This is a genomic window from Shinella yambaruensis (genome assembly GCF_022899355.1).
In the GTDB taxonomy this organism is placed as follows: domain Bacteria; phylum Pseudomonadota; class Alphaproteobacteria; order Rhizobiales; family Rhizobiaceae; genus Shinella; species Shinella yambaruensis.
Map to the genome: position 1 here is coordinate 97,465 of NZ_JALJCK010000012.1, position 25,405 is coordinate 122,869.

At 65.8% G+C, this 25,405-nt stretch carries 25 protein-coding genes; 10 read left to right on the plus strand and 15 right to left on the minus strand.

What is annotated here, in order from left to right; translation table 11 throughout:
* Positions 1-260: 260 nt before the first annotated feature.
* On the plus strand, positions 261-1,199 hold the full coding sequence (locus tag MUU56_RS24975) for a DMT family transporter (RefSeq protein ID WP_244769981.1): 939 nt from the start codon (positions 261-263) through the stop codon (positions 1,197-1,199).
* Positions 1,200-1,202: 3 nt separating this feature from the next.
* On the opposite strand, the gene MUU56_RS24980 is transcribed toward MUU56_RS24975, so the two are convergent.
* The 7 genes from MUU56_RS24980 to MUU56_RS25010 form a co-directional block, all read right to left on the minus strand.
* Positions 1,203-2,483, minus strand: coding sequence for an MFS transporter (locus MUU56_RS24980; RefSeq protein WP_244769982.1), 1,281 nt, complete (start codon positions 2,481-2,483; stop codon positions 1,203-1,205).
* 372 nt (positions 2,484-2,855) lie between these two features.
* Positions 2,856-2,999, minus strand: coding sequence for a hypothetical protein (locus MUU56_RS24985; RefSeq protein ID WP_244769983.1), 144 nt, complete (start codon positions 2,997-2,999; stop codon positions 2,856-2,858).
* Positions 3,000-3,057: 58 nt separating this feature from the next.
* A complete protein-coding gene (locus MUU56_RS24990) occupies positions 3,058-3,234 on the minus strand; it encodes a hypothetical protein (RefSeq protein ID WP_023517454.1) in 177 nt (58 codons plus the stop codon).
* A gap of 213 nt (positions 3,235-3,447) precedes the next feature.
* The gene (locus MUU56_RS24995) at positions 3,448-4,320 is read right to left on the minus strand and encodes a uracil-DNA glycosylase (RefSeq protein ID WP_244769984.1); all 873 of its coding nucleotides are present in this window, start codon (positions 4,318-4,320) and stop codon (positions 3,448-3,450) included.
* 50 nt (positions 4,321-4,370) lie between these two features.
* A complete protein-coding gene (locus tag MUU56_RS25000; protein ID WP_244769985.1) occupies positions 4,371-5,663 on the minus strand; it encodes an Hsp70 family protein in 1,293 nt (430 codons plus the stop codon).
* Positions 5,664-6,061: 398 nt separating this feature from the next.
* Positions 6,062-6,850, minus strand: a complete 789-nt coding sequence (locus MUU56_RS25005; protein WP_244769986.1) for an SDR family oxidoreductase — start codon at positions 6,848-6,850, stop codon at positions 6,062-6,064.
* Positions 6,851-6,861: 11 nt separating this feature from the next.
* Positions 6,862-8,277, minus strand: a complete 1,416-nt coding sequence (locus MUU56_RS25010) for an FAD-binding oxidoreductase (RefSeq protein WP_244769987.1) — start codon at positions 8,275-8,277, stop codon at positions 6,862-6,864.
* A gap of 263 nt (positions 8,278-8,540) precedes the next feature.
* Here MUU56_RS25010 and MUU56_RS25015 point away from each other — a divergent pair, with 263 nt between their 5' ends.
* The 6 genes from MUU56_RS25015 (at position 8,541) to MUU56_RS25040 (ending at position 14,894) form a co-directional block, all read left to right on the plus strand.
* Entirely contained in the window at positions 8,541-10,205 is a 1,665-nt protein-coding gene (locus MUU56_RS25015; RefSeq protein WP_244769988.1) for an electron transfer flavoprotein-ubiquinone oxidoreductase, read from the plus strand.
* A gap of 505 nt (positions 10,206-10,710) precedes the next feature.
* On the plus strand, positions 10,711-11,121 hold the full coding sequence (locus MUU56_RS25020) for a DUF3592 domain-containing protein (RefSeq protein WP_244769989.1): 411 nt from the start codon (positions 10,711-10,713) through the stop codon (positions 11,119-11,121).
* Positions 11,122-11,199: 78 nt separating this feature from the next.
* Positions 11,200-11,829 carry a L,D-transpeptidase gene (locus MUU56_RS25025; protein WP_244769990.1) on the plus strand — a complete coding sequence of 210 codons (630 nt, stop codon included), beginning with the start codon at positions 11,200-11,202 and terminating at the stop codon, positions 11,827-11,829.
* Positions 11,830-12,201: 372 nt separating this feature from the next.
* Positions 12,202-13,200 carry an ABC transporter substrate-binding protein gene (locus MUU56_RS25030; RefSeq protein WP_244769991.1) on the plus strand — a complete coding sequence of 333 codons (999 nt, stop codon included), beginning with the start codon at positions 12,202-12,204 and terminating at the stop codon, positions 13,198-13,200.
* A gap of 145 nt (positions 13,201-13,345) precedes the next feature.
* A complete protein-coding gene (locus MUU56_RS25035) occupies positions 13,346-14,233 on the plus strand; it encodes an ABC transporter permease (protein WP_244769992.1) in 888 nt (295 codons plus the stop codon).
* A 76-nt stretch (positions 14,234-14,309) separates the two neighbouring features.
* On the plus strand, positions 14,310-14,894 hold the full coding sequence (locus MUU56_RS25040; RefSeq protein WP_244769993.1) for a methyltransferase: 585 nt from the start codon (positions 14,310-14,312) through the stop codon (positions 14,892-14,894).
* Between the two features lie 3 nt (positions 14,895-14,897).
* On the opposite strand, the gene MUU56_RS25045 is transcribed toward MUU56_RS25040, so the two are convergent.
* Positions 14,898-15,806, minus strand: coding sequence for a DMT family transporter (locus tag MUU56_RS25045; RefSeq protein WP_244769994.1), 909 nt, complete (start codon positions 15,804-15,806; stop codon positions 14,898-14,900).
* 140 nt (positions 15,807-15,946) lie between these two features.
* Between MUU56_RS25045 and MUU56_RS25050 the strand changes: the two genes are divergently transcribed.
* Positions 15,947-16,417: an Lrp/AsnC family transcriptional regulator gene (locus MUU56_RS25050; protein ID WP_244769995.1), complete on the plus strand. Its 471-nt coding sequence runs from the start codon at positions 15,947-15,949 to the stop codon at positions 16,415-16,417.
* A 107-nt stretch (positions 16,418-16,524) separates the two neighbouring features.
* Here MUU56_RS25050 and MUU56_RS25055 read toward each other — a convergent pair whose 3' ends face one another.
* Complete coding sequence (locus MUU56_RS25055; protein ID WP_244769996.1) at positions 16,525-16,941, minus strand: DoxX family protein; 417 nt, start codon at positions 16,939-16,941, stop codon at positions 16,525-16,527.
* Between the two features lie 211 nt (positions 16,942-17,152).
* The gene (locus MUU56_RS25060) at positions 17,153-18,391 is read right to left on the minus strand and encodes an MFS transporter (RefSeq protein ID WP_244769997.1); all 1,239 of its coding nucleotides are present in this window, start codon (positions 18,389-18,391) and stop codon (positions 17,153-17,155) included.
* Positions 18,392-18,745: 354 nt separating this feature from the next.
* On the opposite strand from MUU56_RS25060, the gene MUU56_RS25065 reads away from it, so the two are divergent.
* Positions 18,746-19,684: a diacylglycerol/lipid kinase family protein gene (locus MUU56_RS25065; protein ID WP_244769998.1), complete on the plus strand. Its 939-nt coding sequence runs from the start codon at positions 18,746-18,748 to the stop codon at positions 19,682-19,684.
* A 171-nt stretch (positions 19,685-19,855) separates the two neighbouring features.
* Here the strand turns inward: MUU56_RS25065 and MUU56_RS25070 are convergent, their stop codons facing one another.
* A complete protein-coding gene (locus tag MUU56_RS25070; RefSeq protein ID WP_244769999.1) occupies positions 19,856-21,214 on the minus strand; it encodes a glutamine synthetase family protein in 1,359 nt (452 codons plus the stop codon).
* Positions 21,215-21,361: 147 nt separating this feature from the next.
* Between MUU56_RS25070 and MUU56_RS25075 the strand changes: the two genes are divergently transcribed.
* Positions 21,362-22,735, plus strand: a complete 1,374-nt coding sequence (locus MUU56_RS25075; RefSeq protein WP_244770000.1) for an aspartate aminotransferase family protein — start codon at positions 21,362-21,364, stop codon at positions 22,733-22,735.
* A 5-nt stretch (positions 22,736-22,740) separates the two neighbouring features.
* Here the strand turns inward: MUU56_RS25075 and vapC are convergent, their stop codons facing one another.
* From vapC to MUU56_RS25095, 4 genes are all read right to left on the minus strand, one after another.
* Positions 22,741-23,130: a type II toxin-antitoxin system VapC family toxin gene (gene vapC / locus MUU56_RS25080; protein WP_244770001.1), complete on the minus strand. Its 390-nt coding sequence runs from the start codon at positions 23,128-23,130 to the stop codon at positions 22,741-22,743.
* On the minus strand, positions 23,127-23,357 hold the full coding sequence (locus MUU56_RS25085; protein WP_244770002.1) for a type II toxin-antitoxin system VapB family antitoxin: 231 nt from the start codon (positions 23,355-23,357) through the stop codon (positions 23,127-23,129). Before MUU56_RS25085 ends, vapC begins: the two co-directional genes overlap by 4 nt.
* 64 nt (positions 23,358-23,421) lie before the next feature.
* Positions 23,422-24,924, minus strand: coding sequence for an AMP nucleosidase (locus MUU56_RS25090; protein WP_244770003.1), 1,503 nt, complete (start codon positions 24,922-24,924; stop codon positions 23,422-23,424).
* A 114-nt stretch (positions 24,925-25,038) separates the two neighbouring features.
* Positions 25,039-25,359, minus strand: a complete 321-nt coding sequence (locus MUU56_RS25095; protein WP_244770004.1) for a YnfA family protein — start codon at positions 25,357-25,359, stop codon at positions 25,039-25,041.
* Positions 25,360-25,405: the final 46 nt, after the last annotated feature.

Sequence of the window (25,405 nt, forward strand, 5' to 3'; positions counted from 1 at the left end):
CGGTCTGCCCCCGAATTCCCTGGATTGATAGGCTTATTGGCTTAACATCTCATTTCCAGGCTCCTCCGAAAACCGGAAATTTGCGTTTTGCCGGGACAGGCATCCCTCCCGCGGATCCGATCAAAATTATCCGTGACGCATCACCAGAATTGATCCCATCCGCCGGCCGATCCGGATAGACTTGCCGCCAGCCTGAATCGGTTCTCCGGTCTCTCCTCAACCGCCTGATGCCACGGCCCGCCGGCCGTGACGAGTTCTCCATGGACATGCCGTACCCCAACCCCATGCGGGGCATTTCACTCAAGGTTTTCTCGGTGGTGATCTTCCTCTGCATGTCCGCGCTCATCAAGGCGGCCGGCAAGGATATTCCGGCGGGACAGATCACGTTTTTGCGTTCGGCCTTCGCCATGGTGCCGATCATCGTCTTCCTCGCCGTGCAGGGCCAGCTGCGCGACGCCTTCCGCACCAACGACATCTTCGGCCATTTCAAGCGGGGTTTTGTCGGTATCCTCTCCATGGGCTTCGGCTTCTACGGCCTCGTGCACCTGCCGCTGCCGGAATCGATCGCACTCGGTTACGCGCTGCCGCTCGTCACCGTCGTCGTCGCCGCGGTGTTCCTCAAGGAGAGGGTCGGCATCTATCGCTGGACGGCGGTGCTGGTGGGTCTTCTGGGCGTCGCCATCATCAGCTGGCCGCGACTGACGCTGTTCCGGGAAGGCGGATTCGGTTCCTCGGAGGCGATGGGCGCGCTCGCCATGCTGGCCTTCGCCGTGCTCGGCTCCTTTGCCATGGTTCTGGTGCGCAAGCTGGTGCAGACGGAGCGCACGCCGACCATCGTGCTCTATTTCTCGCTGTTCGCCTCGATCTTCTCGCTGGGTACGCTGCCTTTCGGCTGGATCGCGCTCGGCTGGCCCTCGCTCGCCCTGATGGCGCTGGCCGGCTTCTGCGGCGGCATCGCGCAACTGCTGCTGACGGCGAGCTATCGCTACGCCGACGTCTCCACCATCGCGCCGTTCGAGTATATCTCGATCGTGCTCGGCCTCATCATCGGCTATGTCGTGTTCGGCGACGTGCCGACTGAGACCATGCTCGTGGGCACGGCCATCGTCGTCGCCGCCGGCATCTTCGTCATCCTGCGCGAGCACCAGCTCGAATTGAAGCGCCGGGCGGCCATGCGCCACCAGACCCTTCAGGGGTAGGCGTCACCGCCATTCCGGCGTCGTCGTGTCCTCGATGCGCTCATCCGTCGCCGCATCGGGCTGGAGCGCGGCCGCGGCGACATCGGCGCCCAGCGGCTGCACCGCCATCGCCTGGTAATCGGTCTTGACCACGAGGCCGTCGTTCTCCTCGCGCCGGCTGATGCGCCAGGCGGCATAGGCGCCGTAGAGCACGAAATAGGCGGCCAGCACGACGAAGAGCGAACCCGGCCCGAACCGGTCCATGATCGGGCCGACCATGATGGGGCCGGAAATGGTGCCGACGCCGTAGACAATCATCATGCCGGAGGAGACCTCGACATATTCGTCGGGCTGCGCGCGGTCATTGGCATGGGCGACGTTCAGCGCATAGATCGGGAAGATGACCGAGCCGACGAAGGCGGCGACGACATAGAGCAGCACCGGCGGCCCGCCGGCGACGGCGGCCATGGCAAGGCACGAGAGCGTGCCGACCGCGCCGCAGGCCACCATGACGAGGCGGCGGTCCATCCGGTCGGAGGCCCGGCCGATCGGGATCTGCGAGAGCGCGCTGCCGAGGAGCACGCAGGCAAGCAGCGTCGCGCCTTCCGCCGTGGAAAGCCCGCTGCGCTGCGTGAACACGCCGCCGAGGTTCAGCCAGGCGCCGGACATCGCCCCGGCGAGGAAGGCGCCGACGACGGCGACCGGCGAGCGCCGGTAGAGTTTGGCGACATCGAAGCGCGCCTGCGTCGGCGGGGCCGGCAGCGGCGAGGAGGTCAGCGCCGTCGGCAGCAGGGCGACGGAGAAGATGATGCCGCAGAGAATGAAGAGCGAGGTGTTGGACGGGTCGCCGAGCGGCACGAGATATTGCCCGCCGATCGTGCCGACCATGGTGGTGATCAGGTAGACGGAGAAGATCGAGCCGCGGTTCTCGTTGGTCACGCGCTCGTTCAGCCAGCTTTCGATGATGAGGTAGCTGCCGGAAATGGCAAAACCCGACATGGCGCGAAACGCCATCCAGGCGCGCCAGTCGACGACGAGGGCGCAGAGCAGGATGCCGATGGCGAGCAGCGTGATCAGCGCCACGAAGACGCGCACATGCCCGACCAGCAGCACGAATTTCGGCGTGACGATGCAGGAGAGCGTGAAGCCGATCGTATAGCCCGTCGCGATCATCGAGATTGTCTGCGTCGACCAGCCCTCCGCGACCGCGCGCACCGGCACGACATAACTCTGCAGCCCGAAGGCGACCATCATCAGGAGGGTGGACAGCATCAGGCTGAGAATGGAGACGAGGCTCGCCAGCATGGGGGCTCCGGGGAAGGCGCGTTCGGTGTCGGAGTGTCGCTCTATTGCGGCGGCCGCGCGCTGTCCACTGCGACAATGGCTGGCGTAAAACAAGAAGATTATCTGGGGAGTTCGGGAGGTGAGGGAATTCCCGATAGGCTTGTGCTGGAGAGAATTGCCGGGGTGAACCTTGGCAAAACGAAAGGAGGTGAGACGTTTGCGAATCCGGCTTACGCTGACGATCAGGTTCAGGACTTGGCGGTTCACCCTGACGATCAGCTAAGAAACGGGGATCGGGCTTCGGCCCGGTCTCCACCGGAAGAAAAGGCGTCTCACCTCCTCACGATGAAGACAATAGCACAGCGCCGGCCGGCTTCAAGGCCAGGGTCAAGCTCAGTTCGGCAGGAAGGCCTTGAGCGGGTCGCGGCGCTGCGCGGCGTCGCGCGGCAGGGAAGCCAGCACGGAATATTCCCGGGCGGCGTTCACGGCGGCGCGGATATCGGCGATGTCGGACATCAGCTTGCGAAAGGTAGCCATGGTCTGCTCCTGGGGTCGGTCTGCATCGGAAGGCGCCGGCCGGGCGCCTTGCATCGGCTCAGCGCTGGATGAACTCGGCGAAGAGCTGGACGGGGCGGTTGATACGGGCGAAACCGGAGGCGGTGAGCTGCTCGTTGGCCGGGGCCGCGATGCCGCCGAAGCCGCGGCCGGTGCGCAGACCGGAATGGCGGAGCGTCTCGAAGCTCGAATGGATGGGCCGAAAGCGGGCGGTCATGGGTCGATTCCTTAAATCCTGTCCCTCCCGTCCTGTTATATTGCGCCGCAACATTGATTTTGCAATGCGACATTCTGCCCGGCAGATATGTGCAAATCGCATGACTGATGAAACATTTTGTTCATGCTTGCGGCAGTTTTTCGGCAGACCCTGCGGACGATCCACAGGTCTCGAAAGCCAAGCCATTGAAAACTATGAAGGTAGCCTTTGTGATCAGGCCTTGAGCCCTGCACGAAAAGCAAGCAAATCCTGCCAGACGAGCCGCTTGCTGACCGGGGCCGTCACCAGATCCTGCGGGTGCAGCGTCGCAAAAGCCGGGATGGTGCGGCCGGAAATCGCAACCTCTCGCCATTCTCCCCGCAACTGGTGGATCGTGTCGTTCGAACGCAGCAGGAATCGCGCGGCGAAATTGCCGAGGATCAGCAGGTGATTCGGCTCGGCGAGCGCGATCTGCCGCTCGATGAACGGCCGGCAGATATCGGCCTCGCGCTGCGAGGGCGGGCGGTTGCCGGGCGGCCGCCACGGCACGACATTGCTCAGCAGAAGATCGGCCCGGTCAAGCCCGATGCCGGCCAGCATGCGGTCGAGCATCGCGCCCTGCCGGCCGGAGAAGGGCTGGCCGTCGCGGTCGTCGTCGGCATTCGGCATGGCGCCGATCACCATGACCGGCGGCTTCGCATTGCCCGCCGCAAAGACGAGGCAGCGGGCGCTGGTCTTCAGGTTGCAGCCGTTGAAGGCCTCCATCGCCGTGCGCAATTCCTCCAGCGAACGGGCGCTGCCCGCCGTGAACTCGGCCTCGGCCACCGCCTGGCTGTCCGGTATCGCGACATTGGGCAGGACGTTCGGCTGGGGCGCAGCGGCCGCGGCGCGCGATTGCTCCTGCCGGGCCGGCGCCGGGCGGGCGGCCTGCTGCGGGGCAGGGGCGGTTTCCTGCGGCGCCTGCATGCCGCGCGCCGCGCGCATCGCCTCGAATTCGGCGATGCGGTCGACGGCCTCTTCCTCCAGCAGCCATTCGACGCCGGCATCCGCATAGAAATGCAGGAGCGATCGGAGCTGTGCGGGATTGAGGTCGTTCGCGGTGGTCATGGCTGCACCTTAGCGAAGCGGCTTGCCGGAGGAAAGCGCCGCCGTCATCGTCACGCCGCCCATTGCGCCACGTCGTCGCCTTCGCCGATCAACGCGAGACCGTGGGCGATCGAGAGCAGCTCGCCGCCGCTCTCGATGCGGTCCGCATCGAAGCGGCGGGTGAAGATGCGCCTGACGGCCGGCACGAAGGAGGTGCCGCCGGTCAGGAACACCTTGTCGATGGCGCCGGGCGCGGTGCCGGTCTTCTCCAGCACCTCGTCCAGCGCGCCCTCGATGCGGGCGAGGTCCGGTGCGATCCAGTCCTCGAAATCGGAGCGCCTGACCATCCTGCGGCCCGCGGCGCCGAGCGGGGCGAAGTGGAATTCGGCCTCGTCCGCCACCGACAGCGCCATCTTGGTGGCCGAGATCGCCTGGTAGAGCGGATAGCCCTCGTCATGCTCGACGAGATCGATGAACAGTTCGAGCTTTTCCGGCTCGAGCGACGAACGGACCAGCGACTTGAGGTCGGCGAATTCGCGTGTCGTCTTGAAGATCGAGAGCTGGTTCCAGCGGGCGAAGTTGGCATAATAGCCGGACGGCACCTCCAGGACCTTGTCGAAGCTCTTGAAGAAGCTGCCCTTGCCGATCTCCGGCGCGACGAGGCGCTCGATCATGCGGGCATCGAAATGGTCGCCCGCGATGCCGACGCCCGAATGGCCGATCGGCTGTGCCGTCAGCCGGCCGGCCTGCCGCTCGAAGCGGATCAGCGAATAGTCCGTCGTGCCGCCGCCGAAATCGGCGACCAGCACGGTGGCGTCGCTCTTCAGCGTCTGGGCGAAGTAGTAGGCCGCCGCGACGGGCTCGTAGACATAGTGGATCTCCGGGAAGCCGAGCCGCGTCAGCGCCGCGTTGTAGCGTTCGAGCGCGAGCGCCGGGTCGGGGCTTGCACCGGCGAACTGTACCGGCCGGCCCGCGATGACGCGCGAGACGTCCGCCGGCCACCCGTCGCCCGCATAGGCCTTCAGCCGGCGCAGGAACACCTCCATCAGGTCGTCGAAGGCATGGCGGCGGGCAAAGACCAGCGTGCCCTGGAAGAGGGCGCTTGCGGCAAAGGTCTTGATTGACTGCAGGAAGCGGCAGTCGCCGGGATTGTCGATGAACTGGCGGATCGCGGCCTGCCCGGCCTCCACCTTCAGTGCCTGCGCACCGACGACCGGATCCTTCATGAAGGACAGCGCCGTGCGCATCGTGTCGGTGACGCCGACGCTGCTGTTGAAGGTCATGGATCGTGTCGCGCCGGCCCCTTCGGAAAGCGCCAGAACCGTGTTCGTCGTGCCGAAATCAAGCCCGAGTGCCCGTGCCATCGCCGTGCCCCTTCGATCGTCGAAAATGTGTTGAAGCGGAGCGAAAGCCCCGCGCGAAAGGCGCGTCGGCGCGCCCGGAAATGGGAGAGCGCGCCAGATGGCACAGGCGGGCTGGGAAGGCAAGAGGGGAGGTATGATTGCCCCTCAGCCTGATCTTCTCCCAGAGGTGGGAGGCCTATTGCCTATGCAGTTCGGCGTTGCCCCATCCCCTTCTCCCCGCGGGGGAGAAGGTGCCGGTAGGCGGATGAGGGGGATGGCGAAGGCGCAAACGATCCGTCCGAGCCACCCCCTCATCCGACCCTTCGGGCCACCTTCTCCCCGCGGGGGAGAAGGGGAGAGCGGCAACGGTTTCCTTCCATGTGCGGTGGGCTGCCGGACGAGGGGCTATCCTCTACGCCTCAGACCGAGCGCGCCGCGCCGCCGTCGCAGCGGATGAGGCTGCCGGTGACGTAGCTGGCCGGCGCGCTGCACAGGAAGGCGGCGGTCGCCGCGAATTCCTCCACGGCGCCGTAGCGCCGGGCCGGGATCGCCCGTTCGGAGGCCGCGCGCACCTCGGCGATGCTCCTGCCGCTGCGCTCGGCGGCGGCGGCGTCGAGGCTCTTCAGCCGGTCGGTCAGGATGCTGCCGGGCAGGAGCATGTTGCTGGTGATGCCGTATTCGGCGACCTCGCTCGCCAGCGTCTTCGACCAGCCGGCCAGCGCCGGGCGCAGCGTGTTGGACAGCGCCAGGCCCGGGATCGGCTCGATGACGCCGGAGGAGGCGACCGTCAGGATGCGGCCCCAGCGCTGTTCCTTCATGACGGGCAGCAGCCGGTTGGTGAGCGTGATGATCCGCAGCACCATGGACTGGAAATAGGTGGCCAGCTTTTCCTCGCTCATGTCCTCGGTGGAGCCGGGCGTCGGCCCGCCGGAATTGTTGACGAGGATATCGACCCCGCCGAGCTTTTCCCGCGTCGCTTTCACGAGCGTCTCGACGACGTCCTCGTCGCCGAGATCGGCCTGCACCCAGTCGGCACGGCCGGGGCCCGCCGCATTGATGGCCGCGCAATTGGCCGCAAGCGTCTCCGCGCTGCGCCCGCACAGGAGGACATGCGCGCCCTCGCGGGCGAGCGCTTCGGCAATGCCCTTGCCGAGACCGCGGGAGGAGGCGAGGACGAGGGCGCGTTTGCCGGCAATTCCGAGATCCATCGTGGTCTGTCCTATGTTCGGGGCGCGTCGGCGCGATAGGGCACCTTGCCCGGATTGAAGAGGTTTTTCGGGTCGAGCGCGGCCTTGATCGCCTGCGCCACGGCGCGGCGCGACGCATTGCCGTAGCTGAGATAGGCGCGGCGCTTCTCCGTTCCCACCCCGTGCTCGGCGGAAAAGCTGCCGCCGAGCTCCGCGACGCCGGTATAGACGGCATCCTCGATCGGTTCCTTGGCGCCCGGGGCCGCCACGCCGTTGCCGATGACGGAAATATGCAGATTGCCGTCCGCGACATGGCCGTAGACATAGGCGTCGAAACCCGGATCGACGGCCTTCAGCCGCTGCCGCAGGCCGTCGACATACCCGTCGAGTGCGCCCGGCGGCACGGAGACGTCGAAAGAGGGCGCGGCGGAGAAATGCCGGTACATGAAGTCGCCGTCCTCGCGCAGCGCCCAGAAGCGCCGGGCCTGGTCGAGCGAGGCGGCGACGATGCCGCTGGTCAGACCGTGCTCCTCCCAGAGGGCGGCAAGGCCCTCTTCCAGCGCCTCGCGGGCCTCCGCCTCGCTGCCGGCGGACACTTCCATCAGGAGGATCGCGGGCGTATCGGCCTCCAGCCAGCCGAGGTCGAAACCCTTGTCCGCCGCGCTGTCGCGCAGATAGCGCTGCCACATCAGCTCGGCGCCCTCCAGCTGCAGGGCCGGCCGGCTGCGGAAATGGGCGATGAGCGCGAGGGCGGCCCTGGCGTCGGGCACGCCGACGAGCGCGGTGGCGCGCATCGGGTTGAAGCTTTCGAGCTTCAGCACGGCGCGGGTGACGAAACCGTAGGCGCCTTCCGAGCCGATGAGCAGCTGCTTGATGTCCGGCCCGGCGCTGACCTTCAGCACGCGCGTCAGGTCGCTGACGAGGCTGCCGTCCGGCATCACCGCCTCGATGCCGAGCACCTGGTGGCGCATCACGCCGTTGCGGAAGGCGAGGATGCCGCCGGCATTGGTGGCGATCATGCCGCCGATGGTGGCGCTGCCGCGCGCGGCAAGGTCGATGCCGGGAATGAGGCCGACCCCTGCCGTCGCCTCCTGCAGGGCCTGCAGCGTGACGCCGGCGCCGACCGTGACGGTGCGGGCGAGGGGATCGATGGCCTCGATGCGGTCGAGGCGGGCGGTGGAGAGGATGAGCTCGCCCGGCCGGCTGATGCCGCCGCCGACAAGGCCTGTGCGCCCGCCCTGCGGCACGATGGGCACGTCGTTTTCGAAGCACCAGCGCACCACGGCGGCCGCCGCCTCGGGCGTCGCCGGCTCGGCCATGGCGCCCGCGCCGAAATTGCCCGCATGTTCGCCGGGATGCCGGTTCGCCAGCCGGTCGCTTCCGATAAGGTGGAGCGTGCCGCCGAAATTGTGCAAGTCGCGTTCGAGCGATTGGATAATCTCGGACATGTTCCCGTTTCCTCTGCCGATGGGCCGGCTCGAATGCGTAGTGCGGCGGAGGGGCGGAATCAAGCGCGCACCGGCTGATACGGGCGGCAATCGATTGACGTTTACGTGAAAGTCAATAAACTTTCGACCCTGTCATGATGTCATGCGCAAATGCAGGGAAAGTCTGTCGCAGAACGGCTCGACAAGGCTTTCGGCATTTGCCATGACAGGCTAACCAGAGGGAATTGCCGCGGCTTTTGAGGGGTTGCGGGGTGGAGAGGCGAATGAGCGACGAAATGGAACTCCCCGAACGCGAGAGCATGGAATTCGACGTTGTGATCGTGGGTGCGGGTCCGGCGGGCCTTTCCGCGGCGATCCGGCTGAAGCAGGTGAACCCGGAGCTTTCCGTCGTCGTGCTGGAGAAGGGCGCGGAAGTCGGCGCGCATATCCTGTCGGGCGCCGTCGTCGATCCGATCGGCATCGACCGCTTGCTGCCCGGCTGGCGCGAGGACGCCGACCATCCCTTCAAGACCGAGGTGACCGACGACCATTTCCTCTTCCTCGGCCCGGCCGGCTCCGTCCGCCTGCCGAACGCCTTCATGCCGCCGCTGATGAACAACCACGGCAACTACATCGTCTCGCTCGGAAACGTCTGTCGGTGGCTGGCGACCAAGGCGGAAGAACTCGGGGTCGAGATCTATCCCGGCTTTGCCGCAACCGAAGTGCTCTACAACGACGAGGGCGCGGTGATCGGCGTCGCCACCGGCGACATGGGCATCGAGCGCAATGGCGAGCCCGGCCCGAACTATACCCGCGGCATGGCGCTGCTCGGCAAATACACGCTGATCTCCGAAGGCGTGCGCGGCTCGCTCGCCAAGCAGCTGATCCAGAAATTCGATCTCCAGAAGGACCGCGAGCCGCAGAAATTCGGCATCGGCCTCAAGGAGCTCTGGCAGGTGAAGCCGGAGAACCACAGACAAGGCCTCGTGCAGCACTCCTTCGGCTGGCCGCTCGGCATGAAGACCGGCGGCGGTTCCTTCCTCTATCACCTGGAGGACAACCTCGTCGCCGTCGGCTTCGTGGTGCATCTCAACTACAAGAACCCGTATCTCTATCCCTTCGAGGAATTCCAGCGCTTCAAGACGCATCCGGTCATCCGCGGCACCTTCGAGGGCGGCAAGCGGCTCTCCTATGGCGCGCGCGCCATCACCGAGGGCGGCTACCAGTCGGTGCCGAAGCTGTCGTTCCCGGGCGGCGCGCTGATCGGCTGCTCGGCCGGCTTCGTCAACGTGCCGCGCATCAAGGGCAGCCACAATGCGGTGCTGTCGGGCATGCTGGCGGCCGAGAAGCTGGCGGATGCGATCGCCGCCGGCCGCGCCAATGACGAGCCCATTGAAATAGAACAGGGCTGGCGCGACAGCGCCATCGGCTCGGACCTCAGGAAGGTGCGCAACGTCAAGCCGCTGTGGTCGAAGTTCGGCACGGCCATCGGCGTCGCGCTCGGCGGCCTCGACATGTGGACGAACACCCTGCTCGGCTTCTCCTTCTTCGGCACGCTGAAGCACGGCAAGACCGATGCGCAGAGCCTGGAGCCGGCCGCGCAGCACCAGAGGATCGACTATCCGAAGCCGGACGGCGTGTTGACCTTCGACCGTCTCTCCTCGGTGTTCCTGTCGAACACCAACCACGAGGAGGACCAGCCGATCCATCTGCAGGTGAAGAACCTGGAGCTGCAGAAGACCTCCGAGCTCGACGTCTATGCCGGCCCGTCCACCCGCTACTGTCCGGCCGGCGTCTACGAATGGGTGGAGAAGGACGGCAAAGACGTCTTCGTCATCAACGCGCAGAACTGCGTGCACTGCAAGACATGCGATATCAAGGACCCAAACCAGAACATCAACTGGGTACCCCCGCAGGGCGGAGAGGGGCCGGTTTATCCCAATATGTGAGGCGTTGGGGGCTGGGCCGCACGAAAGAGCGCGGCAAGGGCCGGTCTGTCCCGTTATATGATCTTCGGTCGGCCGCAAGGGTGCGCGCCGGAGGCAGCGGCGAAGGTCCGGTCCATCCGGCCGGGGGGCAGGGCAACCGCATTGGAGTGCGACGATGCCGCTCTTCCCTTCTCCCCCGCGGGGAGAAGGTGGCCCAAAGGGTCGGATGAGGGGGCGGCTCGGACGGATCGTTTGCGTCTTCACCATCCCCCTCATCCGCCTGCCGGCACCTTCTCCCCGCGGGGGAGAAGGGGATGTGGCAGCGGTTTCCTTCCATAGGCGATTGCCCTGCGGCCGGGTGCTGCGCTGGGGCGCCTGCCGACCCTTTCCGGCAGCTTCAAGTTGCCGGGCCGGCCCTGTATAGTCCTTCCCGAACGGGGGAGGGATCGGTGACATGCAGGCCGGGCCGGTATTCGCAAGGGCTGGGCGCGGGTGGCGAACCGGCATCACGGCCATCATTGGCGCCGTGCTCGTCGTCGTCGGGCTGCTGGCGGCCTGGGGGCTCTGGTCGGTGCATGGCATCTACCGGGATCTCGCTTCGTCCGGCCACACCGTCGAGGCGGAGATGACGGGCTTCGAGGCCGCCTGGGTGGGAAGCCGCGCCAGCCGCCGCGAGGTCTATTACCCGATCCTCGAATTCACGACGGCCGAGGGACAGCGGGTCCGCACCACCTCCTACACCGCCATTGACCCCGCCGATTACACGCCGGCCGCCCGGGTGACGGCCGTATATTCGGCAGCGGATCCGGCGCTTGCCATGCCGGTCTCGGCCCTTTCGGCCTGGCCCGATGGCACGGCCTGGACGATCGGCGCCTTCAGTTTGTTGTGCCTCCTGGTGGGCGGCATCCTGCTGAGGGCCGGCCTGATGCGGCCGTGAATGCCCGCGCTTAACCTGCCATTAACCATAAACGCATAATTTTCAGCCCCATAGACGAAATGTTAGGGGCTTTTGAACATGTCGATTTCCCGCCGCGGATTCCTGCTCGGCGCATCCGCATTGCTTGCCGGCTGCGCGACGAACGGCACCAGCGACCGTGCCAATTACGGCGACAGGCTGGACGAGAAATTTCCGCTGAAGGCGATCCCGCTCGACAAGATCAAGCCCGAGCTGCGCCGCCAGGAAGTCGCCTATGACACCGGCCATGCCGCCGGCACCATCGTGGTCGACACGCCGGCCCGCCGGCTCTACTACGTGCTCGGCAACGGCCGGGCGATGCGCTACGGCATCGGCGTCGGCCGCCAAGGCTATTCGCTGGCCGGCAGCGCCTATATCGGCCGCAAGGCGGAATGGCCGAGCTGGACGCCGACGCCGAACATGATCCGCCGCGATCCCAGGAAGAACCTGAAATATGCCGGCGGCGTGCCCGGCGGTCTCAACAACCCGCTCGGCGCCCGCGCCATCTACCTCTACCAGAACGGCAACGACACGATGTTCCGCATCCACGGCACCAACCAGCCGTGGTCGATCGGTGAGGCCATGTCGAGCGGCTGCGTGCGCATGCTCAACCAAGACGTGATCGACCTCTACGACCGGGTGAAGACCGGCGGGCGCGTCCATGTCATCCAGGGCCGGCGCATGGCCTGACGGCGCCACAGTCGCGACATCGCGCCGGTGGCGCGCGGCAGGAGGGTCGGCTTTCGCCGGCCCTTTCGGCGTTTTCATTCTTTGAAAAAACTGAATTGCATCATAACATTGCCATTGCGACGCCAAGCTTGGACAAAGTCGGGGCAGTCTTGCGAATTTGGCCTTTCCATGACGCATAGGGGTCAATGGCAGACGCATTCGTGCCGGCATTCGACTCCGTAGCTGCAAAAGTCGAGGCTGCGGCATCGTGGAAAGAGAAGGCCCCCGACTGGCCCTGTCCAAGATGGATCCGCAGAGGGATCACGGGCCCGGCGCCGGCGGTGCAGCGGGTTCCTGTCGGCACAATGACACCGCCGAAATGAGGGAACGGATATGAAACATCTTCTAGCTTCCACCTGCCTCGTCGCCGGCCTTCTGGCCATGACGGGCGCGGCACGCGCCGAATGCGGCGACGTGACCATTGCCAGCATGAACTGGCAGAGCGCCGAGGTTCTCGCCGCGCTCGACAAGTTCATCCTGACCGAGGGCTATGGCTGCAATGCCGAGGTCATCGTCGGCGACACGGTTCCGACCATCACCTCGATGATCGAGAAGGGCGCACCGGACCTGGCGCCCGAAGGCTGGGTCGACCTCCTGCCGGACGTCGTCAACCGCGGCATCGAGGAAGGCAAGCTGATCGGCGCCGCCGTCGCCCTTTCCGACGCCGCCGTGCAGGGCTGGTGGATTCCGAAATACATCGCCGACGCCAACCCCGACATCAAGACGATCGACGACGCGCTGAAGCACCCCGAACTGTTCCCGGATCCGGAGGACAAGTCGAAGGGCGCCGTGCACAACGGCCCGCAGGGCTGGGGCGGCACGGTCGTGACCAGCCAGCTCTACAAGGCCTATGGCGGGGAAGCGGCGAACTTCACGCTGGTCGACACCGGCTCGGCCGCCGGCCTCGACGGCTCGATCGCGAAAGCCTACGAGCGCAAGGAAGGCTGGGTCGGCTACTACTGGGCGCCGACGGCCCTTCTCGGCAAGTACGAGATGGTGAAGCTCGAGCACGGCGTGCCCTATGACGCCGCCGAATGGAAGCGCTGCAACACGGTCGCCGATTGCCCGGACCCGAAGAAGAACGACTGGCCGAAGGACAAGGTCCAGACGCTGGTGACCAAGACGTTCTCCGACCGCGCCGGCGCCGACGTCATGGGCTATCTCAACAAGCGCGCCTGGTCGAACGACACGGTCAACAAGCTGATGGCCTGGATGACCGACAACCAGGCGAGCGGCGACGATGGCGCCAAGCATTTCCTGGAGGAGAACGAAGCCCTCTGGAAGGAATGGGTCTCGCCGGAAGCGGCCGAGAAGATCAAGGCCGCGCTCTGACCGGCTGATCGAACCGGGCGGCGCGTCCTCGGGCGCGCCGCTCCATCTTCGTTTCATCACATGCCGCCGGCGCCTGTTCGGGCGGCATCTATCAGGGTTGGCTTGAAGACCGACGCAGATCGGTCGGAGCCGGAAGGGGATCGACATGGAATGGTTCACGAAATTTCCGACGATGGACGCGAATACCCTGCGCGATCTCAAGAAGACGATCGATGAGGGCTTCCGCACCTTCACCCGCGCCTATGGCGACGGCATCGAATCGATCTTCGAGCCGCTGCAGCACTTTCTGATCTGGTCCGAGCGCTTCATGACGCGCACGCCCTGGCCGATCATCCTGCTATTGATCGCGCTCGTCGCCTGGTTCGCCAGCCGCAACTGGAAGATCGTCGCCGGCGCGGTCGGCACGCTGCTGGTCATCGGCTATTTCGACATGTGGGACGACACGATGAAGACGGTCTCGATGATCTTCGTCTGTACCGTGCTTTCCATCGTCATCGGCATCCCGATCGGCATCCTCATGTCGCGCTCGGACCGGGTGCAGAACGTCATCAACCCCGTCCTCGACGTCATGCAGACCATGCCGAGCTTCGTCTATCTCATCCCGGTCGTCATGCTGCTCGGCATCGGCAAGGTGCCGGGGCTCATCGCGGTGGTCATCTACGCCATCCCGCCGATGATTCGCCTCACCAATCTCGGCATCCGCCTCGTCGACAAGGACGTCCTGGAGGCGGCGGACGCCTTCGGTTCGTCGAGCTGGCAGAAGCTGAAGAACGTGCAGATGCCGCTGGCGCTGCCCACCATCATGGCCGGCATCAACCAGACGATCATGATGGCGCTCGCCATGGTGGTCATTGCTTCCATGATCGGCGTGCAGGGCCTCGGCCAGCCGGTGCTGAAGGCGATCTCCAACCAGTATTTCACGCTCGGCATCTTCAACGGCCTCGCCATCGTCGGCATCGCGATCATCTTCGACCGCGTCAGCCAGGCCTTCGGCAAGCGCCTGCAGAAGCACCGCGAGATCATTCACGGTTGATCGCACGCGCGATGTCGCAATATCCTGCGGCCCGGTAGCCGCAGGATTCTCCGGCCGGAACAGCGAGCGCCGGTCGATGCAAGGCAGCACCCTCGACTTCTACAACTCCCATGCGGCCGCCTATGCTGCGGACGGGAACAGGCCAAACCCGAAGCTCTTCCCGTTCCTGCAGCGCTGCAAGGCCGGCGGCAGGATCCTCGAACTGGGCACCGGCGGCGGCGTCGATGCCGCGGCCATCCTTGCGGCGGGCTTTGCGCTGGATGCGACGGATGGATCGGCGGAACTCGCCGCCATCGCCTCGCGGCGGCTCGGCCAGCCGGTCCGCACCATGCTGTTCCGGGAGCTGGACGTGGAGGAGGCCTATGACGGGGTCTATGCCTGTGCGTCCCTGACCCACGTCGCCCGCGACGAGCTTGCCGGCGTGATCGGCAAGGTGCACACGGCCCTCGTGAAAGGCGGCGTCGCCTGGGCCAGCTTCAAGGCGGGGTCCGCCGAAAGCGCCGACGCCCTCGGCCGCCACTACAACTATCTGTCGGTGAAGGAACTGACGGCCTATTGGCGGGACAGCGGTCCGTGGGCTTCGCTGGAAGTGGAAAGCTGGAGCGGCGGTGCCTATGACCGCCGCCCCACCGACTGGATCGCCGTTACCGCGATCCGCTAGATGTCAGCGTTTCGGCGAGAGGACGCCGGTGGAGAGGGCGACGCCTGCCCCGACGACCAGCGCCGCCGTGATTTCCGCCGCGCCGAAGCTCTCGCCGAGGAACACCGCGCCGCCGAGCGTCGCCAGCACCGGCGTGATGGCGGTGAAGGCGGCGGCCTGGCTGCCGCCGAGCGTGCGGATGGCGGTGCCATAGGCGAAGGTGGCGATGAGGCCGGAAAGGATGCCCTGGCTGGTGACCTGCAGGGCGAGGTCGGGCAGGGAGGCCTCGCCAAGATGCGTGCCGAAGAGCGCGGCCAGGACGAGATGGATCAGGAAGGACCAGACGGCGATGAGGGCCGCGCCCTCCAGGGCGGAAAGGCCCGAGCGGCGGAAGGCATGGGTGAAGCCGGCCCAGAGCACGGCGCCGAGCGGCAGCAGCAGGAAGCCGGTCATGGTCATGCCGCTCTTCTGCAGGCTGGCGGCAAGCAGGATGACGACGCCGGCGACGATGGCCGCAAGCCCGGCAAGCCGCATGCGATCCGGCCGTTCGCCGAACAGCGCCATGCCGATGAGGGCCGTCGCGAGCGGCATGGACCCGCCGAGCAGGATGCCGCCGGGCGCGGCGGGCGTGGTGTGCAGCGCCGCCGCCGTCACCTGGAAGAACAGGGCGCCGGCGCCCGCCACCATCACGACGACGAGCCTTGCCGGCACAGAATTCGGCAGCAGCCCGGTCCTTAGCCAGACCGGCGCGAGGAGGAGGGCGGGCACGCCGTAGCGGATGAGGCCGATATCGATCGTGCCGAGCGGCGTCGCCGCCGTGTGGCGCGTCGCGAGCACCCAGGTCGCCCAGATCAGGACCGTGACGACCGCGCCGGCATAACCGGCGACGAGGGGATTGGTCTTCCCCTCTGAAGAAAGCGAGACCATGGCCATGGCGATGTCCTTTCTGCGCTGTGGCTCAATTCATGGTCAGACTCTAGCGCCGAAGGCCGGGGCATGTCCTTGCGTGTTGTGCCTTTAGAAATGTAGGATGCGCACGATCATGCCGAAAACTATCGGGAAAGTTCTCGAATATGCCAAATCTTGATAAATTCGACATCGCCATCCTCAAGGTGCTGCAGGAGGACGCGCGCGCGACCAATGTGGAGATCGCCGAGCGGGTGAACCTGTCGCCGTCGCCCTGCCTGCGCCGCATCCGCAACCTGGAGAAATCCGGCGTGCTGCGCGGCTATCGCGCCGATATCGACCGCAAGGAGGTCGGCCTCGGCCTCACCGTCTTCGTGGAGATCAAGGTGGGGCAGCACAGCCGGGAGAATGCGGCCGCCCAGCAGCAGGCGCTGCTCGCCATTCCCGAGGTCGTCTCCTGCTTCCTCATTTCCGGCAATGCGGATTTTCTGGCGGAAGTGGTGGTGGAGGACCTGTCGGCCTATGAGACGCTGCTGACCGAAACCCTGCTCGCCTTGCCCGGCGTCACCGACATCCGCTCCAATTTCGCGATCCGCAGCATCAAGACGGGCGGCCCGCTGAAGCTGCCGACGCTGTGATACGGAAAACCGCCCCGACGAGCGGCGTCGGGGCGGTTGGGACGGCCGGAGAGGCAGGGCCGTCCAGGGCGTGCTCCCGGAGAGAGGGGGCGCCGCCCGGCCTGTCGTCACTGCGCAGGGACGACAGGCGCTTTCGAGGATTTCCAGGCGACGACCATCAGCGCGCCGATGACGGTGATGTGCTCCATGACGACATGGAATTCGATCGTGCGCATCGGCTCCTGCATGGTCCAGAACGTGTGCGCGATCGGGATGGTGAGGGCGGTGAAGACGGCAAGCATGCCGGCGCCGAGCCAGGTCCAGCGGTTGGCGATGATCAGCACCGATCCGACGATCTGGGTGACGGCGGTGGCGATGTTGAAGAGGGCGGGGGGCTCCAGCCCGAAATGCGCCATTTCGGCGATGCCGGCGTTGAAATCGGCGAGTTTCGCGATGCCCGAGAGCCAGAACATCGAGGTGAGGATCGTGCGGGCGAGGAAGCCGAAGGCGCGGCTGCCGGTGATGCTGTCGATAAGGGCGGACATGCAATGTCTCCAGGGGCGTTCATGGGCCTGCGGAGTGTCTTTCGACCGTTCTCCGATTGCAACCCGCCGTTTCATTCGAGGCGTTCGGCGGGTTGCGATGACCTATGTCTACCAGAGTTCCGGCCCGGCCCTGTCACTCTGGTAACAGGGCGCACAAACGAAAGCGGCGCCCGAAGCGGGCGCCGCGCAGATCGTTTCCGGTCGTGGCGGATCACTCGGCCGGGCAGGCCGGCGTTGCCGCCCGCTCGGTCTTTTCAAGCGCCAGGGAGACGAGGAAGACCCCGAAGCCGACGACGGCGGTCGCCGCCCCCACGAAGCCCATCGCGCCGTAGCCGTAGCCGGCGCTGATCGCCATGCCGCCGAAGAGCGCGCCGAGCGCGTTGGCGACGTTGAAGGCGGAGTGGTTGAGCGCGGCGGCGAGGGTCTGCGCGTCGCCGGCGACATCCATCAGCCGCGTCTGCAGCGCCGGGCCGACGACGAAGCTGCAGCCGATGAGGAAGCAGCAGATGCCGAGCAGGACCGGGTTCTCCGCCGTCAGCGACAGGCTGACCAGCACGAAGAAATAGAGCGCCAGCGACCAGCCGATGGTGCGCATCAGCGAGAGGTCGGCCAGCTTGGCGCCGAAAATGTTGCCGACGATCATGCCGCAGCCGAAGATCGCCATGATGACCGGCACCATGCCGACATGGAGCCCCGCGACCTCGGTGACGATCGGCGAGATGTAGGAGAAGACCGCGAACATGCCGCAGAAGCCGCTCGCGGCGATGCCGAGCGTCAGCCAGACCTGCTTGCGCTTCAGCGCGCCGAGCTCGGTGAGCGCGTTGATGCCCTTCGGTGCCTTGTCGCGCGGCAGGAAGATGGCGATGAGCGCGACCGTCAGCAGGCCGGTGATGCCGACGGCGACGAACATGAACTGCCAGTCGAATACCTGGCCGAAGAAGGCGGCGAGCGGCGTGCCGATCAGCGTTGCGACGGTGAGCCCCAGCATGACCTTGCCGACCGCCTGCGTGCGCCTGTTGACCGGCACCATGGAGGCGGCGACGAGCGCGGCGACGCCGAAATAGGCGCCGTGCGGCAGGCCGGAAAGGAAGCGGAAGAGGATGAAGCTCTCGAAGGTGGGCGCGACGGCGCTGGCAAGGTTGCCGGCGGCAAACAGGCCCATCAGCACGAGCAGCAGGTCGCGCCGGCGGAACCGCGCGCCGACGACGGCGATGACCGGCGCGCCGACCACCACGCCGAAGGCATAGGCGCTGATGACATAACCGGCCTCGGCCGTCGTCACGCCGAAAGTGGTGCCGACATCCGGCAGGAGGCCCATGATGGCGAATTCGCCGGTGCCGATGCCGAAGCTGCCGACGGCGAGCGCCAGGATGATGAGGGTGACGGTGAGCGCCGAAAGCGGCGGCTGCCCGGAGGAGAGGGCGGCATGGGGCAAGGCATGTTCGGACACGGGATGGCTCCGCAGGGATTGCCCAGGCGCGACAAACCGGTGACAGACCCTGCACGGGCGGCCACTCCTCCTGGCTGCTGATGCGGTATGGTCCGGCCGGAAGGGCCACGATGGGGAAGGTACAGTCCGGCCGGCATGCGTACTCCCGACGCAGGCGACCGGCCGGCAATATATCAGAGCCGGGCGTGCTGCCTACTGCGATTTTTCACCCGTCCCGCATTTGGCCGGGGCATGCGCGCTCACGAATTATTGCACCCTGTTGCGCGATCGCCTGTTAATCGCCGCTTTCTCGCTTATCTAATGGGATCCACAATCACCCATCAGGCGTTCTCGGCCAAGACGCGGAGTATGCGAATGAGAGTACAGGCGATATTCAACAGGGACGGGGGGACGTTCCGCACCACCGACATGGAGGCCTATGCGCGCCACGCGGAGAAGGTCTTCTACGAGGCGGGGCACCACCTCGACTGCGATATCGTCGAGGGGGCCGATATCGAGATGGCGCTGCGCCGCTGCTCGGACCGCACGGATCTCGACGCGATGCTGGCCGGCGGCGGCGACGGCACGGTTTCGGCCGCGGCCGGCCTTGCCTGGCAGAACAGGATGCCGCTCGGCATCATCCCGGCCGGCACCATGAACCTCTTTGCCCGCTCGCTGAACATCCCGCTCGACATCTGGCAGGCGATCGACGCGCTTGCGGACGGCGACATCGCGGCGGCCGACATCGGCACGGCGGACGACCGGGCCTTCGTGCACCAGTTCTCCGCCGGGCTGCACGCCCGCATGGTGCGCCTGCGCAACGCCATGACCTACCGCTCGCGCATGGGCAAGATCGCCGCCAACACCCGTGCTGCCGTCGGCGTCATATTCGACCCGCCGGAATTCGAGGTGCAGTTCACCGTCGATGGCGCCGAGGAGCACCGCAAGGTCTCCGCCATCAACGTCTCGAACAACCGCTTCGGCGAGAACGGCCTGCTCTATGCCGATGACCTCACCGGCGGCCATCTCGGCTTCTACACGACGAATCCGCTGAAGCCGGCGGGTGTCGCCAAGCTCGCCTTCGACATCCTGCGCGGCAAGCTGCGGGAGAATGCCGACGTCACCGAGATGACCGGCACCGCCGTCGACCTGCATTTCCCCAAGGTCGACCGGGCGATCAACTGCGTCATCGACGGCGAACTGCTGCCGATGGACCGCGACGTCTCGATCCGGCTGCATCCGGGCGAACTGAAGGTCATGGTGCCGAAGGTGCAGGCGAAGAACATGGCGACGACCGAGCCGGCCGCGGCGTGAGGCCGTGTCACGGGCTGCCCCTCACCCTAACCCTCTCCCCGCAAGCGGGGAGAGGGGACTTGCCCCACGAAAGAATATTGGCCGAGGAAACCAGTGCGGCATATCTCCTTCGCCCCGTTTACGGGGAGAAGGTGGCCGGCAGGCCGGATGAGGGGCCGGGTGCCGCTTTCGTCAAATCCGCGGCAGATAGGTCTGGTAGTCGAAATCCGAGACCGTGCGCAGGTAGACGATCGCCTCCTTGCGCTTCGTATCGCCGTAGAGCTTCTGGTATTCGGCGCCAAAGGCATCCCGGATGAAGGGCGAGGCTGAAAATTCCTCGACCGCCGTCAGGAAATCGTGCGTCAGGCGCTTGGCGTCCGGCGCGTCCTTGCCCGGCTCCGTCACGGGGCCTGGATCGAGATTCTCATCGAGGCCGAGCAGGATGCCGCCGAGGATGGCGGTCAAGAGCAGGTACGGGTTGACGTCGGCGCCCGCCACGCGATGCTCGACGCGCGCCGCCGGGCCGTCCTTGTCCGGAATGCGGATGGCGGTGCCGCGATGGCCGAACCCCCAGGTGAGATCGACCGGCGCGAAGGAGCCGGGCTGGAAGCGCCGGTAGGAATTGGCGAAGGGCGCGAAGACGAGCTGCGCATCGCGCATCGTCTGCAGCATGCCCGCGCAGACGGATTTCAGCTTTGCCGGTTCGCCGCCCCTGGCGTCGAGGATGTTCTTGCCGTCCCGGTCGATGACGCTGCAATGCACATGCAGGCCGGAACCCGCCTGGTCGGCATAGGGCTTCGCCATGCAGGTGGATTTGAGGCCGAAGCGGCGCGCCGCCTGCTCGGCGATGCGCTTCAGGTAGATGCAGTCGTCGGCGGCGGCAAGCGCGTCCGGCCGGTGCAGGAGGTTGATCTCGAACTGGCCGGGGCCGAATTCCGCCGTCGTCGCATCGGCGGGCAGGTCCATGGCCTTGGCCCAGGCCCGCACCGTCTGGAGATAGTCGTCGAGCGCATCCGTCGCGCGCATGTCGTAGAGCTGGAAACCGTTCGGCTGGTCGCGGTACATCAGCGCCGCCGGCGGGCGGGGCTTGCCGGTCACGCGAAAATCGTCCTCCACCACGTAGAATTCCAGCTCCGTCGCGACGACGGGCGTCAAACCCCTGTCGTCGAAGCGCTTCAGCATGCGTGCAAGAATGGCGCGCGGGTCCATGAAGGAGGGGGAGCCGTCGAATTCGTGCATGGTGGCGAGCACCTGCCGGGAGCCTTCCGGGGCCCAGGGCATGGCCGTCAGCGAGCGGCGGTCGGGAATGCACACACCGTCCGGGTCGCCGACGGAAAGGGACAGGCCCGTGATGTCGTCATTGTCGTCGCCCCAGATGTCGAGCGACTGGGTGGAGGAGGGCAGGCGCACCGAACCGTCCCAGATCTTCTTCTCGCCTTCCGGCGGAACCTGCTTGCCGCGCAGGTCGCCATTCATGCCGACGAGGAGGATTTCGATACGGGGCGGGGTATTGGCGGGCGGCGAACCGGCTGCCTTGGTGTCGTTTGTCATGGTGCCTGCTTCGGTTTGGCGGGAAGCATGGACAAGAAATTTGCTTTCGCTCGATCTCTTGCCAAATGCCTGTTGTATGGGCATTTTCGTAACCCATTCTGTCCCGCCGTTCAATAAGGCGGGATCTACCCCCAAGGATGTAGTCAAATGTCGAACAGCAGTGCAGCAGCCGTTTCCAACCTCGGTGCCCTCGATGCCGCCCATCATCTTCATCCCTTCTCGGACATGAAGAAGCTGAACGCCACCGGCACGCGCATCATCGAGCGCGGCGAAGGGTGCTACATCTTCGACAACCACGGCAAGCGCTATCTCGACGGCTTCGCCGGCCTCTGGTGCGTGAACATCGGCTATGGCCGCAAGGAAATCGCCGAGGCCGTCATGCGCCAGATGAACGAGCTGCCCTACTACAACACCTTCTTCGGCACGACGACGCCGCCGGCCGTGCTGCTCGCCCAGAAGATCACCTCCCATGCCGGCCCGAACATCAACCGCGTCTTCTTCACGGGCTCCGGCTCGGAGGCCAACGACACCTGGTTCCGCATGGCCCGCGTCTATTGGGGCGCCATGGGCAAGCCGACCAAGAAGGCGATCATCGCCCGCAAGAACGGCTATCACGGCTCCACTGTTGCCGGCGCCTCGCTCGGCGGCATGAAGTGGATGCACGAGCAGGGCGACCTGCCGATCGAGGGCATCCACCACATTGACCAGCCCTTCTGGTATGCCGAGGGCGGCGACCTCTCGCCGGAGGAATTCGGCCTGAAGATGGCCCGCCAGCTGGAGGAGAAGATCGACGAGCTCGGTGAAGACAATGTCGCCGCCTTCGTCGCCGAGCCGATCCAGGGCGCGGGCGGCGTCATCGTGCCGCCGGCCACCTACTGGCCGGAGATCGCCCGCATCTGCAAGGCGAAGAACATCCTGCTCGTCGCCGACGAGGTGATCTGCGGCTTCGGCCGCACCGGCCACTGGTTCGGCCACCAGCATTTCGGCGTGGAGCCTGACCTCGCGCCGATCGCCAAGGGCCTTTCCTCCGGATATCTGCCGATCGGCGGCGTCATGGTGTCCGACCGCGTCGGCAATGTGCTGGTGGAAGAAGTCGGCGATTTCAACCACGGCTTCACCTATTCCGGCCACCCGGTCTGCGCCGCCGCGGCGCTGGAGAACCTGCGCATCATCGAGGACGAAAAGCTCGTCGAGCGCGTGCACGACGATATCGGCCCCTATCTCGCCGCAGGCCTCAAATCGCTGGAGGACCTGCCGATCGTCGGTCAGGTCCAGCAGGTCGGCCTGATGGCCGCCGTCCAGCTCGCCGAGGACAAGGCGAGCCGCAAACGCTTCGAGGACAAGGAAAAGGCCGGCGTCACCGTGCGCAACCATTGCCTGGAAAACGGCCTCGTGCTGCGCGCCACCGGCGACCGCATGCTCTTCTCCCCGCCGCTCGTCATCACCCACGCGGAAGTCGACCAGATGATCGACATCACCCGCAAGGGGCTGGAGCATGCGTGGAAAGTGCTGACGGCCTGAGAAGTTCAGGCGATCCGAAGGCCGAGATGCTCGGCCATCGGATCGAAATCCCTGTCTGCATGGAGCAGGCTGTAGCCATGCTCCATGCAATAGGTGCCGATGATGAGATCGGCGGTCTTGCGGATGGTGATGCCCTTTGAACGGAGAAGGCGGAAATTCGCGGCGGCTTTTACTGCAATTTCTGGCGAAAGCATCGCGGCTTGCGCGAAGGCCGCCAACTCTTTCTGCAGGTCGGTCGCATGCTTATCGCTACGAGCCCCGCGCAGAACTTCCAATAAGACGATATCGCCAACGATGATTTGTGCCGGGTTCGAAATTGCCCTGAGCCGCATGACCTCGGGCGTATCGCGGTCGTGGATCAGCGCGATCCAGACAGAACTATCGACAGCGATCATTCCGCAGCGTCTGGAAGCAATTCTTCGTCCGGATCGATATCCGTGCGCATCTCGTCGAGGTCGCCCTCCCAGCCCATGCCGCGAAGGTTTTCGAGAGCTTCGCGGCGCTGGCAATTTTGCACGAGTTCACGAAGCGCCAGATCCACGATAGCCTTCTTCGTGGGCAGGCCGGTGAATTCTTTTGCTTTCGCAATCAAATCGTCATCGAGATCGATGTTTGTGCGCATGGCAACCTCGCATGTGTATGAAACAGGAAGATCATACACCAAGGCGAGGTCCCTTACAACAAAGTCACTGAAACGCCGTCTCGAAGAAGCTCCTCAGCTTGCGCGAATGCAGCTTCTCCGTCGGCATGCCCGCCAGCTTCTCCAGCGCCCGGATCCCGATGCGCAGATGCTGGTTCACCTGCGTTCGATAGAAGGCCGTCGCCATGCCCGGCAGCTTCAATTCGCCGTGCAGCGGCTTGTCGGAAACGCACAGCAGCGTGCCGTAGGGCACGCGGAAGCGGAAGCCGTTGGCGGCGATGGTGGCCGATTCCATGTCGAGCGCGATGGCGCGGGACTGGGAGAGGCGTTTGACGGGGCCGCGCTGGTCGCGCAGTTCCCAGTTGCGGTTGTCGATCGTCGCCACGGTGCCGGTGCGCATGATGCGCTTGAGGTCATAACCTTCGAGGCCCGTCACCTCCTCGACGGCGCTTTCCAGCGCCACCTGCACTTCGGCGAGCGCCGGAATCGGCACCCAGACCGGCAGGTCGTCGTCCAGCACGTGGTCCTCGCGGACATAGGCATGGGCGAGCACGTAGTCGCCGAGCGTCTGGCTGTTCCTGAGGCCCGCGCAATGGCCGAGCATCAGCCAGGCATGCGGACGCAGCACGGCGATATGGTCGGTGATCGTCTTGGCGTTGGAGGGGCCGACGCCGATATTGACCAGCGTGATGCCACCATGGCCCTTCTTCTTGATGTGGTAGGCCGGCATCTGCGGCAGGCGGGCGAGCGTCAGGTCGGTCTCCGGCATGTCGGCGCCGGCGGGCGTGATGATGTTGCCGGGCTCGACGAAGGCCGTATAGCCGTTGCCCCCCTCGGCCATCTGCAGGCGCGCCCAGGCGCAGAATTCGTCGACATAGAACTGGTAGTTCGTAAAGAGCACGAAATTCTGGAAATGGTTGGCGCTCGTCGCCGTGTAGTGGCTGAGGCGGGCGAGCGAATAATCGATGCGCTGCGCGGTGAAGGGCGCGAGCGGCGAGGGTTCGCCGGGACCGGGCTCATAGGCGCCGTTGGCGATCTCGTCGTCGGTGGTGGTGAGGTCCGGCGCATCGAAGAGATCGCGCAGCGGAAGCTCGATGCCCTCGGCGATCTCCGCCTCCACATAGGCGCCTTCGCCGAAGGCGAAGTGTAGCGGGATCGGGGTCGTCGATTCCGAGACGATGACGCGAACGCCGTGGTTGCGCATCAAAAGGCCGAGCTGTTCCTTGAGATAGTGCCGGAAGAGTTTCGGCCGCGTGATGGTGGTCGTGTAGACGCCGGGCGAGGCGACGTAACCGTAGGACAGGCGGGAATCGACATGGCCGAAGCTGGTCGTCTCGATGGAGACCTGCGGATAGCAGGCGCGGAAGCGCTTGTCCGGCGTGCCGTTCCTGCCGAGCGAAACGAAGGCGTCGGTCAGGAAGGTCGTGTTGCGGTCGTAGAGGGCCTGCAGGGCATCGACGGCGGCCGTGGAATCCTCGAAGGATTGCGGCTCGTAGGGCTCGGGTGTCGCGAAGGAAAGAGGCTTGGGGGAGAAGATTCGTTTGCTCATGAATCACTATAGGTGTTGTTTTTTGACAAGCAAACGACAAGTTCGGCGCGCCCGCAAGCCCCGGGACCAATCGCCCTTCAGCCGAGGCCGGACGGGGCTGAAGGGCGATTGGTCCTAGCGCGGGGCCGCGAGGACGACGCCGGCACCGACGAGCGCCAGCGCCGCGCCGGCCACGTCGAAGCGGTCGGGGCGAAGCCCTTCGGCAAACCAGAGCCAGAGGAGGGAGGCGGCGATATAGACCCCGCCATAGGCCGCATAGGCCCGCCCGGCAAAGGCGCTGTCGACCTGCGCCAGCAGCCAGCCGAAAAGCGCGAGCGAGGCCATGCCGGGAACGAGCCACAGGATGGACTTGTCGAGCCGCCACCAGGCCCAGAAGGCAAAGCACCCGGCGATCTCGGCAAGGGCCGCGAGGGAAAAGACAAGGAGGGATTTCATCCGCGGCTCCGGGCTCAGGCATGTCGACTTGCGCCTGCCCGTTTCG